The sequence below is a fragment of the Neorhizobium sp. USDA 3394 genome (assembly GCF_056280385.1).
In genome coordinates, this window is record NZ_JBWCDU010000002.1 from 220,046 (window position 1) to 237,982 (window position 17,937).

General features: G+C 62.8%; 16 protein-coding genes and 1 riboswitch. Of the genes, 5 read left to right on the forward strand and 11 right to left on the reverse strand.

Going from position 1 to position 17,937, the window contains the following annotated elements:
• Nucleotides 1-247: 247 nt before the first annotated feature.
• A complete protein-coding gene (locus ACZ9EJ_RS22560) occupies nt 248-916 on the forward strand; it encodes a haloacid dehalogenase type II (RefSeq protein ID WP_046640633.1) in 669 nt (222 codons plus the stop codon).
• A gap of 15 nt (nt 917-931) precedes the next feature.
• Complete coding sequence (locus tag ACZ9EJ_RS22565; RefSeq protein WP_046640571.1) at nt 932-2,206, forward strand: NAD(P)/FAD-dependent oxidoreductase; 1,275 nt, start codon at nt 932-934, stop codon at nt 2,204-2,206.
• An 88-nt stretch (nt 2,207-2,294) separates the two neighbouring features.
• Here the strand turns inward: ACZ9EJ_RS22565 and ACZ9EJ_RS22570 are convergent, their stop codons facing one another.
• From ACZ9EJ_RS22570 to argE, 6 genes are all read right to left on the reverse strand, one after another.
• Nucleotides 2,295-3,752: an NAD-dependent succinate-semialdehyde dehydrogenase gene (locus ACZ9EJ_RS22570; protein WP_046633132.1), complete on the reverse strand. Its 1,458-nt coding sequence runs from the start codon at nt 3,750-3,752 to the stop codon at nt 2,295-2,297.
• A gap of 23 nt (nt 3,753-3,775) precedes the next feature.
• Nucleotides 3,776-4,816: a tartrate dehydrogenase gene (locus ACZ9EJ_RS22575; protein WP_046633134.1), complete on the reverse strand. Its 1,041-nt coding sequence runs from the start codon at nt 4,814-4,816 to the stop codon at nt 3,776-3,778.
• Nucleotides 4,817-4,827: 11 nt separating this feature from the next.
• Nucleotides 4,828-6,291 carry an aldehyde dehydrogenase family protein gene (locus ACZ9EJ_RS22580; RefSeq protein ID WP_046640572.1) on the reverse strand — a complete coding sequence of 488 codons (1,464 nt, stop codon included), beginning with the start codon at nt 6,289-6,291 and terminating at the stop codon, nt 4,828-4,830.
• Between the two features lie 159 nt (nt 6,292-6,450).
• Nucleotides 6,451-6,807 (reverse strand): cupin domain-containing protein, encoded by a 357-nt coding sequence (locus ACZ9EJ_RS22585; protein WP_046633138.1) that lies wholly within the window; start codon nt 6,805-6,807, stop codon nt 6,451-6,453.
• 24 nt (nt 6,808-6,831) lie between these two features.
• On the reverse strand, nt 6,832-7,755 hold the full coding sequence (locus ACZ9EJ_RS22590; RefSeq protein WP_046633340.1) for a 2-hydroxyacid dehydrogenase: 924 nt from the start codon (nt 7,753-7,755) through the stop codon (nt 6,832-6,834).
• Between the two features lie 19 nt (nt 7,756-7,774).
• Nucleotides 7,775-8,908, reverse strand: coding sequence for an acetylornithine deacetylase (gene argE, locus ACZ9EJ_RS22595; protein ID WP_046633140.1), 1,134 nt, complete (start codon nt 8,906-8,908; stop codon nt 7,775-7,777).
• Nucleotides 8,909-9,162: 254 nt separating this feature from the next.
• Between argE and ACZ9EJ_RS22600 the strand changes: the two genes are divergently transcribed.
• Together ACZ9EJ_RS22600 and ACZ9EJ_RS22605 are read left to right on the forward strand one after the other, a co-directional pair.
• Nucleotides 9,163-10,062 (forward strand): GNAT family N-acetyltransferase, encoded by a 900-nt coding sequence (locus ACZ9EJ_RS22600; protein ID WP_046633141.1) that lies wholly within the window; start codon nt 9,163-9,165, stop codon nt 10,060-10,062.
• A 204-nt stretch (nt 10,063-10,266) separates the two neighbouring features.
• Entirely contained in the window at nt 10,267-10,821 is a 555-nt protein-coding gene (locus ACZ9EJ_RS22605; protein WP_052754155.1) for a DUF3299 domain-containing protein, read from the forward strand.
• Nucleotides 10,822-10,876: 55 nt separating this feature from the next.
• Here ACZ9EJ_RS22605 and ACZ9EJ_RS22610 read toward each other — a convergent pair whose 3' ends face one another.
• The 5 genes from ACZ9EJ_RS22610 to aztD all read right to left on the reverse strand — a co-directional run bounded on the left by ACZ9EJ_RS22610 (nt 10,877) and on the right by aztD (nt 16,588).
• Entirely contained in the window at nt 10,877-11,641 is a 765-nt protein-coding gene (locus tag ACZ9EJ_RS22610) for an ABC transporter permease (RefSeq protein ID WP_046633143.1), read from the reverse strand.
• Nucleotides 11,629-12,555, reverse strand: coding sequence for an ABC transporter permease (locus ACZ9EJ_RS22615; protein ID WP_476100487.1), 927 nt, complete (start codon nt 12,553-12,555; stop codon nt 11,629-11,631). Before ACZ9EJ_RS22615 ends, ACZ9EJ_RS22610 begins: the two co-directional genes overlap by 13 nt.
• Nucleotides 12,556-12,564: 9 nt before the next feature.
• Nucleotides 12,565-14,061 carry an ABC transporter substrate-binding protein gene (locus ACZ9EJ_RS22620; protein WP_046633146.1) on the reverse strand — a complete coding sequence of 499 codons (1,497 nt, stop codon included), beginning with the start codon at nt 14,059-14,061 and terminating at the stop codon, nt 12,565-12,567.
• On the reverse strand, nt 14,058-14,867 hold the full coding sequence (locus ACZ9EJ_RS22625; RefSeq protein ID WP_251090192.1) for a (2Fe-2S) ferredoxin domain-containing protein: 810 nt from the start codon (nt 14,865-14,867) through the stop codon (nt 14,058-14,060). The genes ACZ9EJ_RS22620 and ACZ9EJ_RS22625 overlap by 4 nt, the downstream gene beginning before the upstream one ends.
• 97 nt (nt 14,868-14,964) lie before the next feature.
• Nucleotides 14,965-15,159: riboswitch (cobalamin riboswitch) on the reverse strand.
• Between the two features lie 190 nt (nt 15,160-15,349).
• On the reverse strand, nt 15,350-16,588 hold the full coding sequence (gene aztD / locus ACZ9EJ_RS22630) for a zinc metallochaperone AztD (protein ID WP_046633149.1): 1,239 nt from the start codon (nt 16,586-16,588) through the stop codon (nt 15,350-15,352).
• 335 nt (nt 16,589-16,923) lie between these two features.
• On the opposite strand from aztD, the gene ACZ9EJ_RS22635 reads away from it, so the two are divergent.
• On the forward strand, nt 16,924-17,904 hold the full coding sequence (locus ACZ9EJ_RS22635; RefSeq protein ID WP_046633151.1) for a substrate-binding domain-containing protein: 981 nt from the start codon (nt 16,924-16,926) through the stop codon (nt 17,902-17,904).
• Nucleotides 17,905-17,937: the final 33 nt, after the last annotated feature.

A 17,937-nucleotide genomic window follows, 5' to 3' on the forward strand; every position in this document is an offset into this window, starting at 1 on the left:
TATCTTTCGCCAAACCAGCGGCATGGGACCGCATCTTATGCCGCGCGCCGATAATCATGGTCGAAAAAAGCCCGGTCGTTGGCCGCCACATCGGCCCCGATCAGCAACCAAATGCCAAACCGGCGCCACGATACGAAACTTTCTGCTTCGGATTGGGGGAAATCAGTCGGCTCGGGTGCCCGAAGCGGCCTTATGATCATGTCGTCAACCGAAAGGCTCGATGGGCCATCACGCAAGGACCAAGCGCATGACTACCTTCCGCCCGAAATACATCACCTTCGACTGCTACGGCACGCTGACCAACTTCCAGATGGCCGAAGCTGCGCGTGATCTCTATGGTGATCGTCTCGACGAGCCGCGCATGGTGAAGTTCATCAAGAATTTCGCAGCCTACCGGTTGGACGAGATCATGGGCGACTGGAAACCCTATGCCGACGTCGTCCACAACTCGCTGGAGCGCAGCTGCAAGGCGAATGGCGTCGCCTTCAAGGATGAAGACGCCAGGATGGTCTATGAGCGCGTGCCGACCTGGGGTCCCCATGCGGATGTTCCTGCCGGTCTTGCCAAGGTCGCCAGAGAAATCCCGCTCGTCATCCTCTCGAATGCGATGAACGACCAGATCCACTCAAACGTCGCAAAGCTCGGCGCGCCGTTCCACGCCGTCTATACGGCGGAACAGGCAAATGCCTACAAGCCGCGCTTTCAGGCCTTCGAATACATGTTCGATATGCTCGGCTGCGGCCCGCAGGACATTCTTCATTGCTCGTCATCCTTCCGCTACGACCTGATGTCGGCGCATGACCTCGGCATCAAGAACAAGGTCTGGGTCAACCGTGGTCACGAGCCGGCCAACCCCTTCTATGGCTATGTGGAAATCTCCGACATTTCCGGCCTGCCGGGCGTGGTCGGTCTCTAAGGAAGGCCGAAGCCGATGAAATATGTCTCCTACTGGCATGATACGGCGCCCCGTTTTTCGGGCGCCGTCGAAGGGCCGATCGAAGGTCACTACGACGTTGCCGTGGTCGGCGCCGGTTTTACCGGGCTCGGCGCGGCGCGGCAGCTCGCCATGGCCGGTGCGAAGGTTATCGTGCTGGAGGCGGAGACGGTCGGCTTCGGAGCGTCCGGCCGTAACGGCGGCCACCTGAACAATGGCCTTGCCCACAGCTATCTTTCGGCCAAGCAGGAGCTCGGCAAGGAGCGGGCGATCGCGCTTTACAAGGCGCTCGACAGCTCGATCGACACGCTGGAGGCAATCATTGCAGAGGAAGGCATAGACTGCAATTTTCGCCGCGCCGGCAAGCTGAAACTCGCCTCCAAGCCCCAGCATTTCGAGGGACTCGCCAGGAATTTCGAGGCGGTTCATGCGGAGGTCGATCCGGATACGGCATTGCTGTCGCCCCAAGACCTCGCCCAGGAAATCGGTTCACCTTTCTACGGCGCGATGCTGTCGAAGAAGAGCGCCATGATGCATATGGGACGCTATGTCGTCGGCCTCGCCGAGGCGGCAAAAAGGCGCGGTGCAATCATCGTCGAGAAGGCGACGGTTACCGATGTTTCGAAATCCGGCGGCCGACATGTGCTGAAGACCGCCAAAGGCTCGGTCACGGCCGACAATGTCCTGATGGCAAGCGGCGCCTACACGACGCCGAATTTCAGCTACTTCCGCCGTCGGATCATGGCCGTCGGCAGTTTCATCATCGCCACGCGGCCGCTGACGGAGCAGGAAGTCGCCTCGACGATGCCGGGCAACCGCACCTGCGTCAACAGCATGAATATCGGCAACTACTGGCGCCTGTCGCCGGACAACCGGCTGATCTTCGGCGGCCGCGCTCGATTTTCGGCGACGTCCGACCAGCGTTCGGATGCCAGGAGCGGCGCAATCCTTCGCGATAGCCTGACCCGCATCTTTCCGCAGCTCTCCCATGTCGAGATCGACTACTGCTGGGGCGGTCTGGTGGACATCACCAAGGATCGTTACCCGCGGGCGGGCTTCCATGACGGGTTATGGTACGCGATGGGTTATTCCGGCCATGGCGCGCAGCTTGCAACCCATCTCGGCATGACTGTCGCCGACGCAATCCTCGGCCGGCCTGACAGAAACCCGGTGAAGGGGCTCGACTGGCCGGCAGTTCCTGGCCATTTCGGCAAACCGTGGTTCCTGCCGCTGGTCGGGCTTTATTACAAGGTGCTCGACAAGCTCCAGTAACGGAACGCCTGTCATCGTTGAGAGCAAAAAAGGTGGAGTTGCGAGCGCAGCTCCACCTTTTTCGAAGCGTTCCGGTGCGGAAACGGGCTCAGTTGAGCCCGCCGATATGGAAAGTCTTCACTTCCAGATATTCCTCGATCCCGAGCTGCGAACCCTCGCGCCCCAGGCCCGACTGCTTGACCCCGCCGAATGGGGCGACCTCGGTGGAGATCAGGCCGGTATTCAGCCCGACCATCCCGAATTCCAGAGCCTCGCCGACCCGCCAAGCCCGCTTCAGGCTTTCCGTGTAGAAATAGGCGGCGAGCCCGAAGGGCGTGCCGTTGGCGATGGCAATCGCTTCTTCCTCGGTTTCGAAACGGAAGAGCGGCGCGACCGGGCCAAACGTCTCTTCGCTGGCAAGCTGCATGTCGGCGGTGGCTCCGGTCAGCACGATCGGAGCCGTATACTGGCTGCCGGCCGGCAGATCGGCCTTGGCCGTGACGATCGTCGCCCCTTTGGCGAGGGCATCCTCGACATGGCGGTTGATCTTGGCGATCGCCGCATCGTTGATCATCGGGCCGATCGAAACGCCCGGCTCGGTTCCGGGGCCGACCTTCATGGCATTCACCCGGGCGGTGAGCCTCTCGGCGTAGCGATCGTAGATGCCCGCCTGCACGAGAATGCGGTTGGCGCAGACGCAGGTCTGGCCGCCATTTCGGAATTTCGAAATGATTGCCCCTTCGATGGCAAGATCGATATCCGCATCGTCGAAAACGATGAAGGGGGCGTTGCCGCCAAGTTCCAGCGACAGCCGCTTGATGCTGTCGGCGGCGCCGCGCATCAGCAGCGAACCGACCGGCGTGGAGCCGGTAAACGAGATCTTCCGCACGGTCGTGTTGGCCATGATCTCGTTGCCGATTTCCTTCGGCATGCCGGTGACGATGTTGACGACGCCTGCCGGAATGCCTGCCATTTCCGCGAGAACGCCGAGCGCAAGCGCCGAATAAGGCGTAAATTCCGAAGGTTTCACCACCACGGTACAGCCCGCGGCGAGCGCCGGGGCGATCTTGCGGGTGATCATCGCGTTTGGAAAATTCCAGGGCGTGATGATGCCGCAGACGCCGACCGGCTCCTTCATGACGATGATGCGGCGGTCCGGCGTCGGAGAGGGAATGGTCTGGCCGCCGATGCGGCGCGCCTCTTCCGCAAACCACTTGACGAAGGAGGCGCCGTAGCGGATTTCCCCGCGCGCCTCGTCGAGCGGTTTGCCCTGTTCGGTGGTCAGCATCAGAGCCAGATCTTCGAGATGTTCGATCATCAGGCCGTACCAGGTTTCAAGCAAGGCGGCGCGCTCTGCATGGGTACGCCTTTTCCAGGCCGGATAGGCCTTCTCGGCAGCTTCGATCGCCGCACGTGTCTCGTCGCCTCCCATGTCGGGAACGGTGCCGATCACCTCTTGGCTTGCCGGATCGAAGACGTCGACGGTCTTGCCGGAGCGGGCACCGACCCAGGTGCCGCCGATCAGACCTTCTTGCCGAAACAGGGAGGGGAGCTTCAAATTCCGCATATGTCCATTCCTCGATTCGATGTTTAAATCGCGGCGAGCAGCGCCGCAGTGATTGTGTCCGTCCGGTCCCTGCCGGGAACCGTGCCGATGCCGCTGGCCGTGACCGCTTCGATCGCCGTCATGACGGCGTTCGCCGCATCCTTTTCACCCAGATGATCGAGCATCATTGCGCCGGACCAGACCGTGGCGATCGGGTTGGCGATCCCGAGATGGGCGATGTCCGGCGCCGAGCCATGCACCGGTTCGAACATCGAAGGCGCATTGCGCTCGGGGTTGATATTGGCCGATGCGGCAAAACCGAGGCCGCCCTGAATGGCGGCGCCGAGATCGGTCAGGATATCGCCGAACAGGTTGGAAGCGACCACGACGTCGAGCGTTTCCGGGGCCATCACCATGCGCGCCGCCATGGCGTCGATGTGATAGCTGGTGACCTCGACGTCAGGATATTCCGCCGAAAGCTGCCGGGTGACGTCGTCCCAGAAGACCATCGAATATTTCTGGGCGTTCGACTTGGTCACCGAGGCCAGCTTGCCGCGCCGCGACCGGGCCTGTTCGAAGGCAAAACGCAGGATGCGCTCGACGCCCTTGCGGGTAAAGATCGACGTCTCGACGGCAACTTCATCGGCCGTACCCTGATGGATACGGCCGCCTGCGCCCGAATATTCGCCCTCGGTGTTCTCGCGGATGCAGAGAATGTCGAAGGCCGTTGCCTTGAGCGGACCTTCGACGCCGGCCAGCAGGCGGTGAGGGCGGATGTTGGCGTATTGAACGAAACTCTTGCGGATCGGCAGCAGCAGGCCATGCAGCGACACCGAATCCGGCACTTCCGCCGGCCAGCCGACGGCACCGAGCAGGATGGCGTCGAAGCTGCGCAACGTCTCGATCCCGTCCGCCGGCATCATTGCGCCGGTTTCCTTGTAGAAGGCGCAGGACCAGGGAAATTCCGTAGCCTCAAGCGCAAAGCCGTGCGCTTTGGCTCCCTTCTGCAGCACCGACCATGCGGCCGCTGTCATGTCGCGGCCGATGCCGTCGCCGGGGATCAGGGCAATCCTGTATGATGTCATGTTTTTCGTCCTCAAAGACTGATCAAGACGCTCTTGCTCTTGCGATTGGCGTGGAAAGCTTCCCGGCCGAGATCCTTGCCGATGCCGGACTGCTTGTAGCCGCCGGTCGGCAGGATATGATCGCGCGAGCGGCCGTAGCGGTTGACCCAGATGGTGCCGGCCTGCAGCCGGCGGGTAAGGCGGATAGCCCTCGAAAGGTCGCTGGTAAACAGGCCGGCGGCAAGCCCGTAGCTCGGATGATCGGCAAGCATCATGGCTTCTTCCTCATCCTCGAACGTCTGCAGCGTCAGAACAGGCCCGAAGATCTCCTCGATCACCGCCGGCGACGTCTGGTCGACACCGGCGACCAGGGTCGGAGAGTAGAAATATCCCGGCCCGTCCATGGGACGCCCGCCCGTCAGGCATTCCGCCCCGGCTGCAACGGAGGCTGCGACGATGTCGTCGATGCGCTGGCGTTGCCTGTCGGAGATGATCGGCGAATACTGGCTTGCCGCATCCCAGGTCGGGCCGGGCACGATACCCTGCATCTTCTTCAAAATGGCTTCGATCAGCGGCGCGGCGATGCCTTTTTCGACGATCAGGCGCGATCCGGCGACACAGGCCTGGCCGGCATTGCTGGTGATGCTGGCGGTCACCGCGACGGCGGCCCGATCGATATCGGCATCGGCGAAGACCAGTTGCGGGCTCTTGCCGCCAAGTTCCAGCGTCATCGGCTTGATGCCCGTGCGGGCGATGTTTTCCATGATCGCCGAGCCGGCGCGGGTGGAGCCCGTAAAGCTTACCTTGGCGATATCGGGATGGCCGGTGATGGCGTTGCCGGTTGTCATGCCGTCGCCGAGCACGATATTGATCAACCCGGCCGGGATGCCGGCGCTTAAGGCGAGTTCCGCCAGGCGGATGGTCGAAAACGGCGTCATCTCGGACGGCTTCAGCACGACGGCATTGCCGGCGGCAAGCGCGGGGCCGAGCTTCCACACGGCCATGTTGATCGGGAAATTCCAAGGCGTGATGGCGCCGACGACGCCATAGGGTTCCGTCATGATCATGCCGAGATTGCCGTCGTCGGTCGGCACCAGGTCGCTGCCTTCCTTGTCGGCGAATTCGGCGAAGAAGCGGATCTGTTCGGCCGACACGGCGATGTCGCCCTCGACCAGGTGGCCGACCGGGCGGGTGGAGGAGACGGCTTCCAGCCTTGCAAGCGCCACCGCATCCTGTTCGATGAGATCGGCCCACCGATGCAGCGCCTTCACACGCTCGCGCGGACGGATGCCGCCCCAATTGCTTTGCTTCAGCGTCGCCTTGGCCGTCTGCACCGCCTGGTCGACGAGATCCGCACCGGCGACGGGGCATTTGGCATAAGCCTTGCCGTCGGACGGCCGGTGCATTGCAATGACGCCTTCGGCCGCCACGAGGCGATCGCCGATGAAATGTCCCATCGGCAGGGCCAGGCTGTCGGGATCGAAACTGAGGCTCATCGGCATATCTCCGGTCACTGGACGGCAATATTACCGGATTGCTGAAACCGCTTGATCCGGTAGAGCGAAGGGCCGCAGCGGAATAATCCGTTTTGGCGGTCGATCACGGCGTATTCTGCGGAGCGGACCGAAGCGGTTGCCGCGCCGCGGATGTACATATCAAGGGGTAACGGTGACGTAGATCTTGCGGACGGTCTCGATGGTCTTCCAGACGCCGACGAAACCCGGCTTCATGACGAAACTGTCACCTGCCTTGTAGACAACGGGTTGGCCGCCTTCAGGGGTAAGTTCGATGACGCCCGACAGGATGTGGCAGAATTCGAAGGTCTGGCCCTTGATCGAATGGGTGGCGCCGGGGGTCGCTTCCCAGACGCCGGTATGCACCAGTTCGCCATGGGCCGTATCCTGCGCCCAGGTCTTCAGCTGCGGATTGCCGGAGATCAGCCGGTCCGGTGCGGGAACGTTTTCGCGCGGTGCAAAGGAGGGGTGAGGCTCGATGGTCTTGAGAAGCGACATGGCATTCCTTTCGAGGTTGAAGGTTCAGTAACCGCGCTGCCGATCGACCAGGCCGACCGGGTCGAGCCCGGCGCGAAGCCGCTTGATATTGTCGATGACGGCGCGCGCGGCGGTATGGGGCTGGGTGATGCTGGCAATATGCGGGGTCAGCAGGATGCGTGGGTGATGCCAGAAGGGATGGCCAGGCGGCAGGGGTTCCGGGTCGGTGACGTCGATCACGGCGCCGGACATGTGCCCGCTGTCGAGTGCAGCGAGAAGCGCGTCCTGGTCGAGCTGGGGACCACGTCCGACATGAACCAGTCCGGCACCCGCCGGCAAACTGGCGAAAAGCTCTGCGTCGAGAAAACTGCGGGTTTCGTCGGTCAGCGGCAAGAGGCAGATCAGCACGTCGGTCTCGGCAACCATGGTCTTCAGACCATCCTCGCCGGAGAAACACCTGACACCTTCAATCTCGCGCGCGGACCTACTCCAGCCGGACAGGGGAAAACCGAAGGGTTTCAGCCGCTCAAGCACGGCCTGGCCGAGATTGCCTAGCCCCAGGACGCCGATACGGCGCTCTGCGGCCTGAGCCTGCGGCAGGACCTTCCAGACCTCCGCCTGCTGTTGCGCCAGATAGGCCGGCAGGTTGCGGTGGAGCGACAGGACGCCGAGGACCGCATATTCCTGCATCATCCGCACGATGCCTTCTTCGACCATGCGCACGATCTTTACCTCGTCGGGCACGCTGGCGGCGCGGAACTGGTCGATACCGGCGCCGGTCGAGAACAGCACTGCGAGATTGCGGTAACGCGCCAGATTCTCCGGCACTGTCCAGGTCATGAGATAGCGCACCTGTTCGGGGTCCACCGTCGCCGGATCCATGGAGAATGGCAGGTCCGGGATTTCCCGAGCGAAGGCATCCTGGAAAATCCGGCCGCGGGCCGCATCGGAATTGAAGAGGAATGTCATGGTCCGGATACGTTCCTGCTCATTGGAATTCTGCGCGGCAATGCCGACCAAGCGCTTCAATCATGGCCTGGCAGTCGTCGAGTTCGCTCGCCAGAATGAACTCATTGGGTTTATGGGCGCGGGCAATGTCGCCAGGCCCGCAGATGATCGCATCTATGCCGGCGCGCTGGTAAAGACCGGCCTCCGTCCCATAGCTGACAGCCGCCAGCGGCTCGACCCCCGTCAGATCTTGCAAAAGCGCGGCGAGGGGAGAGGTCGGCGCCAGCAGCAGCGCCGGGTAAGCGCTGAGAACCTGCCAGTCGACATCGAAGCCTTTCGTCGCCAAGCCCTCGGCAACCGCCCGCACCGGGGCGAGCAGCGCTTCGGGATCTGCCCAAGAGATGGCGCGGGCCTCCAGTTCAAGGCTGCAGATTTCGGGAATGATGTTGACCGCCTGACCGCCACTGATCGTGCCGATCGACAGCGAGGAATAGGGTGGCTCGAATTCTGCCTCGAAGGGTCCGCGGGAAAGACCGGCGGCTGCGGCAACCGCAGCCTGCTGCACGTCCGTCATGGCGTGGATCGCGTTGAGGCCGAGATCCGGCCGGGAGGAGTGGCCTGAACGGCCCTTGAGCGTTACCCGGGCCGCCGCCTTTCCCTTGTGGGCCAGAATGGCGCGCATCCCGCTCGGCTCCCCGATGATCGCACCCAGCGGCGGGGCACAAAGGTCCTGCAACCGTGCGAGAAGATGCGGCACGCCCCGGCAGCCGGCTTCCTCGTCGTAGGAAAAGGCAAGCTGGATCGGGCGTGAAAGCGGACTTTCAAGAAGCGCGGGCACGGCTGCCAGAGCGGCCGACAAGAACCCCTTCATATCGCTTGTTCCCCGCCCGTAGAGCCTGCCGTTCTCGTTCCTCAATGAAAAGGGATCGCTGTCCCAGCCGGCCTCGGTGGCCGGGACCACATCCATATGGCCGGACAGGATGTAGCCCGGGTGGCCGGCAGGGCCGATCGTGGCAAAAAGATTGGCCCTGTCGCCTTCAGGCCCCGGCAGGATATGCGCGGCGATCCCGAAGGATTTGAGATAGTCCGCAATCCATTCGACGATATTGCCGTTGGGCGTGCCGACGACCGAGGGAAAGCCGACCAGCTTCTCCAGGATGTCCAAAGCGCGCATCGACTGTTCCCGCCTCTAAAAGCCACGACCCCGTGGCCGCCACGCCTTGCTTTTGCAGAGCATGCGAACCAATCCTGGCAAGCAAGGTTAGAGGCAGGAGAAACCAATGGCTGCCGAAAGTGGACGCGATACGGTCAAATCTTGTGTTCGGTTTCGCTTCAGCAGTGAAATGTTTCGCGGGATCTCGACTAACGTGACTGCCGGGATATCCGAGCGGTTCGCCTAACAGGATATACGATCTCGGCTGGATAATGATGGATAGTGAATTACCAGGAACCTTGAACGTCGATAATTTCGAGATGCGCATTGCGGATCTCTCGAGTGTCGAAATCTCCAAGCTGCAGGCTTTGTCGATCTCGGTGGGCTGGCCTCACCGGGCAGCCGACTGGCAGCATCTGATCGACATCGGGAAAGGATATGTCGCGCTTGACGAGATCGGCCGCGTGGGAGCCTCGGGCATGTGGTTTCCTCATGGCGACGGCTTCGCCACGTTCGGGATGCTGATCACCTCCCCGAGGCTGCAGGCCAACGGCGCGGCCAGGTGGCTGATGAAACGGATCATGACGGACTGCGGCCGCAACCGCATTCGTCTCAACTCGACGCGGGAAGCACAGCGGCTCTATGCTTCTCTGGGCTTCAAGCCGAAGCAGACGGTTTATCAATATCAGGGGACAGCGATCGCGCCGATGGCGCTTCCGCCTCTGGAGAAGGGGCTTTTTCTGCGGCGGTTGGATCGCGACGATCTCGACACCGTGATCGCCTTCGATGCTCCAGCCTTCGGTACTGATCGAAGCCTGCATCTCCTGCGATTGTTCGAGAGTTCGATCTGTTACGGTCTTTACCAAGGCGAGCGGTTGCGCGCCTTCTCAATGCGCCGGCGCTTCGGGCGAGGGCATGTGGTCGGGCCGGTGGTCGCCGGCAACGACGAGGACGCCATCACGGTGATCCACCCGCATATTGCGGCCCACGCCGACGGCTTCCTGCGCGTTGATACACATTTCGATAGCGGCCCGTTTGCGGCGCTCGTCCAGCAGTGCGGGCTCAGCATCTACGCCACCCTGACGACGATGGTGACCGAGGAGGCAGCCAGTTACGGCGCCGGACAGAATGGCAATGCGAGGGTTTATGCCCTGGCTTCGCATTCCCTCGGATGAGCCTCTTCCGTGGCGGTGCCCCCCGCCATAGCGATATGGAAAATCGAGGCTGCCACTCCAGTGACTGCGGCCAGAGTTCGAGCGAAGGCTGAGAAGCAACCTCTTCCATCTGGCTTTGACCTCAGTCAAGAAATCGAGCTAACATCCGGGACAGGAGCGGCGGTGGCCTGTCGGCTGGGGAACGCCCTGTAGACGGAGATGCAGATGAGGCGCGCGCTTTTCCTCCTGAAATTGACGACGATGGTGATCGGGACGATTTGTCCGGCATCCGGCGTTTTTGCAGGCGCTCAGCCGGTTCTCTGGAGCGCCCTGCGGCCTGCGGATCAATCGAGGTTGGATGCTGCCCTGCCGGGCATGGCGTCCAGCCGGCCCCAGGGAGAAACACTTGCCTGGCGTGACGAAGCCCGTACGGTGGAACTGACCGGTTTCATCCTGCCGGTCGACCAGGACGGCGATTTGGTTTACGAGTTCATGCTTGTCCCCTGGGCCGGCGCCTGCAGCCACAGCGCCGCTCCGCCACCGAACCAACTGGTGCATGTGGTCGCTGCCGAGCCGTTCCATCTCTCGCGGGTCTATGAAGTCGTCACAGTGAGAGGAAATCTGAGGCCCGGTTTGGACAAGGCCCAGCTCTTCATCATGGACGGGGTACGGGTTCTCGACTACGGCTACAGCATGAGCCACGCGCAGGTCGCAAAGGCGACCGGCTTCGTGGATCCGGACCTGAAGACCATCTCGCCGTTGGGGGTTCTTGCGCGATAAGCGGATACCCGCCGCCAACGGCGGCAGGACCGCCTCCATTCCCACAGAACCAGCATCAGGCTTGGCCATTGTCAAAAAAGCCGTTGAGCAGGAGCGTGACCAGCGCGAGCGCGACGCCTGGCCAGATCATCAGCATCGGGTGGTCGAAAATGAACACGCGATATTCAAACAGCATCGATCCCCAATCCGGCTTCGATGGATCGGCCCCGAGACCGATGAAGGCGAGCGAGGCATAGGCAACCGCCGCAAGTCCCGCCTGATTACCGACATAGGCGAACATCAAAGGCAGGGTATTGGGCAGAAGGTGCCGGGCGATCATCCGCAAAGGTGCAATACCGAGGCTCCTTGCCGCCAGGATGAACGGCTGGCCGAGCACCCTCAGGCTAAGCGCATGCGCAAGCAGCGCATGCGGGCCGACGCCGGCCAGACCCAGCGCCAGCCCCGCGCTGAGCGGGGACAGGCCAAAAATCGCCGCTGCCGCCAGTGCGACGATGAGCGTCGGCACCATGACGAAGAACTCGCAGAACCGCAGGACCACCGTTTCCCGCCAGCCGCCAAGCACGGCGGCAGCGGTGCCCAGCAGGGTGCCGAAGAAAAAGCCGATGGCACCGACCGAGAGGATGACGCAGGCCGTCCGCCAGCCGCCGGCCATGATGCGCGACAGAAGATCGCGACCGAGATGATCGGTACCGAGCAGATGGCCGGCGGTCATGCCGGAATGACGGGCAAGCATGTCCACCGCATCGGGATCATGTGGCTGCCAGAAGCCGCCGACACAGAGAAAGACGGCGAGCGCCGCGAGCATGATCAGCCGGGGCATCGGGCAAGGCGCGGATCGAGAAGGCGCATGGCGAGATTGGCGCTGGCATTCAATACAAGCATCCAGATGGCAATGACCATGACATAGGCCTGCAGCACCATCTGGTCGCGTGCCGCGATGCTTTGCACCAGGAACTGGCTGATGCCGGCAAGGCCGAAGAGAATCTCCATGGTCGCGGTGCTGCCGATCACCCAGCCGGCTTCGGAACGGACTGCCGACAGGAGAGCATAAAGCGCGCCGCGGTGGCCGTGCCTCCAGAGTGCCTGCCTTTCCGACAGGCCCTTGGCAAGCGCCGTGCGGAAATGCGGCTGCCCGGCGGTCTCCTTCAGGTCGCGCCGATAGACGCGGGAAAGAACGGCAACGGAATGCAGCGCGATCAGCAGGATTGGCAGGACGATCGCGGTCCAATCATTGGCAAAGGGTCTGACCCAGCGCAGCCGCACACCGAGGACCCAGAGAAGGACAAGGCCCAGCCAGAAGGCAGGCACCGCCTGAACGAAGATCGACAGAGCCCGGCTCATCCGATCGGCAATGCCCCCGGGATGGGCGGCTGAGAAGAATCCGAGCGGAATTGCCAGCACGATCGCCAGAGCCAGGCCGGCGAGACCGAGCGACAGCGAGACCGGCAACCGCTCGGCGAACTCGGCAAGCACGGGCTCTCCGGTCCGGAAGGAGCGGCCCCAATCTCCGGTGAGGAAATCCGCCAGCCAGTGCAGATACCTGACCGGCAGCGGCTGATCGAGCCCCCACTCCGCCCTCAACGCGGCGACGGTTTCCTCCGTCGCCGGCAGGCTCCAGGCGCGAATGGCGATCGTGACCGGATCGGCCGGCATCAGGGTGATGACCGAGAAGGAGGCGAGCGAAACCGCCAGCAACCCCGCTATCGATTGTATGCCGAACCGGGCCAGCCGCATCACCTGGCCCTACTCCGCCTCGCCGATATCGGCGCGCAGGACGTGGTAGTCGGATCCCCACGGCTCGTAGTTCTTGAGCCGCTTCGACAGGCCGACATACCAGACGGGCGATACCAGGAAGGAGGCGGGCGCATCGGCGAAGATTTTCTGCTGGGCATCCAGCGCGATCGCCACCCGCTTTGCCGGATCGCCCTCGGTCGCAAACCGGTCGAGGATCGCATCGAAGTCTGGCGAGGCATATTTCGCGTAGTTCAGGGAAGCGCCGCTTCTCAGCATCGAGTTCAGGAAAAAGGCGGCATCGCCGCTCGGGGCAGTGTGCTGCGCCCAGAGTGCGATGTCGAAGTCGCCGGCCGAAGCGACCTGTTGGATGTTCTCCACCACCTGCGTATCGATGGCGATGCCGATCTTTGCGAGTTCCGCCTTGACCACCGGCAGCATGGTGACGAGATCCGGGCGCTGCGGATAGGTGATGACCAGCAGGCGCAGCGGCGTGCCGCCCTTTTCGCGCATGCCGCCGCTGCCTTTTGCCCAGCCGGCTTCGTCGAGCAGCGCTCCAGCCTTGGCGAGATCGCTCGGGCGGGCCTCCCTGCCGGCAAAGGGGAAATAGGCGGCGTAGGCACCTGTGGCCGGTTCGCCGCCGTTGATCGCGGCCGCAAGCTCCTTGCGGTCGAAGGCCAGATCGATCGCCCGGCGCACCTTCACGTCAGCCATCAGCGGCCGGGCAGTATTGAAGAAGGCGAGATACTGGTACCCGACCGGGAACGACTTGATCGTCAGGTCCGGACTGGTCTTGAGCCGGCTCACGACCTCCGACGGCAAGCCGAAGGCCATGTCGAGTTCTCCTGCTTCCAGCGCCAGCGTCAGGGTCTGGGCATCACCGAACCTGCGGAAATTGACCGGCGAACGCTTTTCGGCGCCGGCGAAATGCATGTTGGCCGCAAGCGTGATCGAGGCATCCGCCTTGAAGTCGGAGACACGGTAAGGACCGCTGAAGACGGCATTGCCGGTCCCGGTGGGCTTGTAGGCAACCAGCGGCCATTCGGCAAAGAGTGCCTGAATGAACGGCACCGGTTTTTCGGTCGTCACCTTCAGCGTCAGGTCGTCGCCCGCCTCGAAGGTCAGCTTGCCGCCGGTCGCGAGCGCCGCCTTGTTGTTGGCGAACGTCGTATCGAAACCGGCTGCCAGTGCCCTGGCGGTGACGGGCGTGCCATCGGAGAACAGGCGGCCGGGCTTCAGGGTGACGGTCCAGGTCAGGTCTGCGATGCGCTCTGCCTTCTCGGCCAGTTCCGGCACGAGCTTGCCGTTGCGATCGACGGTGAAGAGGTTCTCGCCGACGCCATGGCTGACCAGAGCCCAGCCGTTCGAGCCCTTGGCCGGGTCCGTGCCGCTGGTGATGTAGGTGGCACCGACGCGAAGCGGCTCGCCTGCGAAGACAGTGCCCGCGGTGACAAAGGTGGCGGCGGTGAGCCAGGCGGCGGCCAGGCGCGATACGGTCTGCGACCTCAATTCTCTCTCCTCTTGTTCTGTTCGGATGGGGTGCGAAGCCGCTGCTTGCGGCCCGTCGGGTGATAGGCGAAGTCCTCGACGATACGGCCGCCCAGCAGGTGCTCGCCGATGATCCGGTCGATCGCATTTTCGTTGACGCCGCCGTAATAGGTGCCTTCGGGAAATACCTGCAGCACGGGCGCCAGGCTGCAGGGACCGAGACATGTGGACTTTGCCGTCATCGTGCCATCGCCGGCAGCGCGCAATTTCTGCCGCTCCTGCTGGTTGCGAAGATGTCCCCAGATCACATCGGCTCCGGCCGCGTTGCAGGGACCGCCCTGGCAGACCAGCACGCGGCGTTTCTGGGCCGGCACGAGGGAACCTTCGATGACAGGCGGGTTTTCGGTCTCTGGAGCATCCAGCGCCTCGGCCGTCTCAAGCAGTTCGCCGAGAAGATGCGCCATCAGCGTGCTGGAGGCGATATCCTTGGCGACGGACAAGGCGGGCCAGGGGCGGCTGTCGGCGGCCTTCCAGCGCGTCAGCGATTTCGTCAGCCAGATATGGAAGCTTGGCTCCATGGGCAGGACAAGCGGCACGATCACGACGGTTTCGACATCCTCGTCGAGCAGATCGGACAGCGCTTCGCGCAGGGAAGGGGTTCCCTGCTCGGTAAAGGCGAAGCGCACGGTTCGGGCTCCGGTCGCGCCGGCCGCAAGCTCCGCGAGCCGCCGCATTTCCCGATGCGGCGATGCCGCAAAGGCGGATTTCGCGATCAGGAGGACGGCGCGACCGGATAAATTCTGGGAAGGTAATCCCTGTGTTTTCACTGCCTTCGTCTCACTCATTGAGGAGGCAGCAAAAATGAAGGTTACGGCAGGCGCGATGGCCCGACGGAACCGTCATCCCTGTGGCACACCCCGACCACGGAACTTCTATCGTCAGGCAGGTCTCCTGGCTTGCGGGTCAAAGCCTTCATCGCCCGTCTTCCCGGCATTGGCTGCCAGTGACATGTTGGACGAACGGCTCACCGCTCACAGTTGCGGGACAGCTCCGGTTTTTACCGGATTCCCTCTTAGCTTCCATCGCGGGATGGAAGAACCTTGACGGCGCCAACCTACACGCCCTTTGCCGACTGTCAACGCCGTGGCTGGTTGTCCCCAGGGCGCACAAAGGATCCGGAAGATTTCGTCCAAGATCAGGCCGGAAGAAAGCGCAGTCGTCAGGCTCCGGACTACTGCATCGTCATTTCTGATGAAATGATCCCGGTCCGGAACTGCGGTGACAATTCCGGAGCCAAAGGTTGTCCGCATCAGTGCGATGCGCCGGAGCCGCCGACGGCAACGATCGTAAAAGGGTTTCCTTCGACGGGAATCGTACGGACCTCCTTCAGGCTCTCCGCATCGACGACGCGAATCAGCGAGTGCCGCGGATCGGTAATGACGATATGACCGTCCGCAACGGCAAGACGCGGCCGCGGATCACGCCAATGGCCGTCCTTGCTGTAGGGCTCGGTGACCCCGGCCTTGCGAACGATCTCGCCCTTGATCACGTCCAGCACATGAAGATCACCGTCCTCCGTCAGGATGTAGGCATTGCGCGGCGTTGCCGGATCCAGCAGGAAGTCGACGCGGCGGGTGGGGAGGTCGATCAGCCGGAAGTGCTTCTCGGCATCCGGATCTATCAGGACGATTTTGTCCTCGCCGTAGTTGCCGAGGAAGAACTGCATCGCCTTGCCACCAAGCAAGGTCCCGGTGCTGCCCTTCGGCAGGTCCGCCGGGTAAGCGAGCATGTCCAGCTTCGGTCCGTCCATGCCCCCGGGCCGTGCGACAAGAACGCCTTCCTTGCAACCGAAGGCGACGAGCCGGGCCGAGGTGGCCTCGCCGTGAAGATCGGTGCATTTGGCGATGTCGCCGACCTGCTTGCCCGCCTCATCGACGACGCGAAGACCGACCCTCGGCGGAAGCTCGTCGGGCTTGGTTTCGACTTCAGTGTTTGGGACGGACACGAGCACGAAACGACCCATCGTCACCGCTACGCCGTGATGCGGCCTCGTCGTATCGACTGTCTTTACCTCGGTCCTGCCCTCAAGAAGAGCCGTTTCATCGATGATCTCCGCTTTGCCACCTCGATCGTAGAAAAGGATCGCGTGGTCGTCATGCGGAACAACGTGGAAGGGACGCCTGCCCTCGAAAGTCACGGGCAACAACCCGACGTCGGAGACCTCCAGATCCCGATGCCCGCCGTGATCGGAGAAATCGATGCCAGTCTTGATGACGTGCACGATGTCATGATCCGACTGGGTGGCGAATACGGTCTGGCCGGAGGCGCTGGCGGTCAGGGCCGCGGGACCCTTGACGTCATAGCGGCCGAGTTCCTTGCCGTTCTCGAAGTTGATGGCACGCACGACGGGGATCGTGTGATCGCCGACAAACAGACGCCATGCTTGCTTCGTCTCATGATCTTCATCGGCAAACGCTCCGCAAGCCGCCAAGATCAGACCTGACGCAACAGCGGCCAGCAGACTGTTTCGAGCGAGGGACAAATTCATGAGCTTCCTTCCTGATTGTTGATCGCGGCGTCGGGAGCGGGCTAGGGCATGTTACAGAGTTACGCTCGCTTGATAAATGTAATAACATTACATACACGAGGGCTGTCAATCTTAAAAATGCGATGAATGGCATTTGCCGTGTTTCGGCCTCGCGATCAGGGCCGTGGAGCGTTTGACGCGCCAGAACAAGATGGGCCTTAAAGCTTGCCTGGCGACAGTCGGCTTTGCCGCGTCTGAGGAGAATCCGCCGTTGCTGACATAAAACTCTTACATATCGGGACGAAATCTGCTCTCGGCAGGCCGTGCGGCCTGGTAAACGGAAGAGGCATTCCCTGATGACGACATTGCAGCAGGTGGCAACAAGAGCCGGATGTTCGCTGGCAACGGCGAGCCGGGCGCTCAGTCGCAACGGCAATGTCAGCGACCGCATGGCCCGCAGGGTCCGCCGCGCGGCGGCAGAGCTCGGTTATCGGCCGATACATTCATCGGCCGGCAGGCCAGGGCAACGGCCGGTGGTCGGCGTGCTGATCCCCAGCATCACCAATCCCGTCTTCGCCTCGTCGCTTTCCAGCATCCAGAACCGCATGCTGGTTGCCGGCCATGGCGTGCTGATCGCCCAGTCGAACTACGACCCTGCACGCGAGGCGGACGCAGTCGCCTCGCTTCTCAACGACCGGCCGACCGGCCTGATCCTGACCGTCTGCGATCCGGCCACGAGCGTTGCCCTCATGCCCTCGCTGCCGCCGACCGTGCTCCTCCACAACATGCCGACCGCGCTGTTTCCCGCCGCCGTCACCGTCGACAACCGGGGCGCTGGCCACGAGCTGACCACGCTGCTGATCGGACTTGGGCATCGCCGCATTCTGTTCGTCTCCGGCGCTTTCGCGACCTCCGACCGCGCCCGGTTCCGCCACGAAGGCTATCGCGACGCCATGGCGGAAAGCGGTATTCCGCCGCTGGAAGCGGTGCAGATCCCCTTCGTCAGCGGATACGACCAGCTCGACCTTAGCGCTGAGCTCTCCATGTTTTCGCCGACGGCGATCATCGCCTCGAACGATCTCCTGGCTTTCGGGGTCATCGGCGCCCTGCGGCGGGAAGGGCTTTCCGTACCACGCGATATCTCCGTGGCCGGTTTCGACGGGATCGCCATCGGACGGCTGATGGACCCGCCGCTGACGACGGTGGAGATGCCGGATGCGAGCATGGGGGCGGCGGCGGCCTCGCTGCTGCTGGACATGGCCGAGAATGCGGCTCCCGCCCGTCATCTCGATGTCGCCTATATGCTGCGGCGAGGCGGCACGGTGCGGGCGATCTGAGACACCCTGCGTCGTAAAGGGAAAACCGCCGCT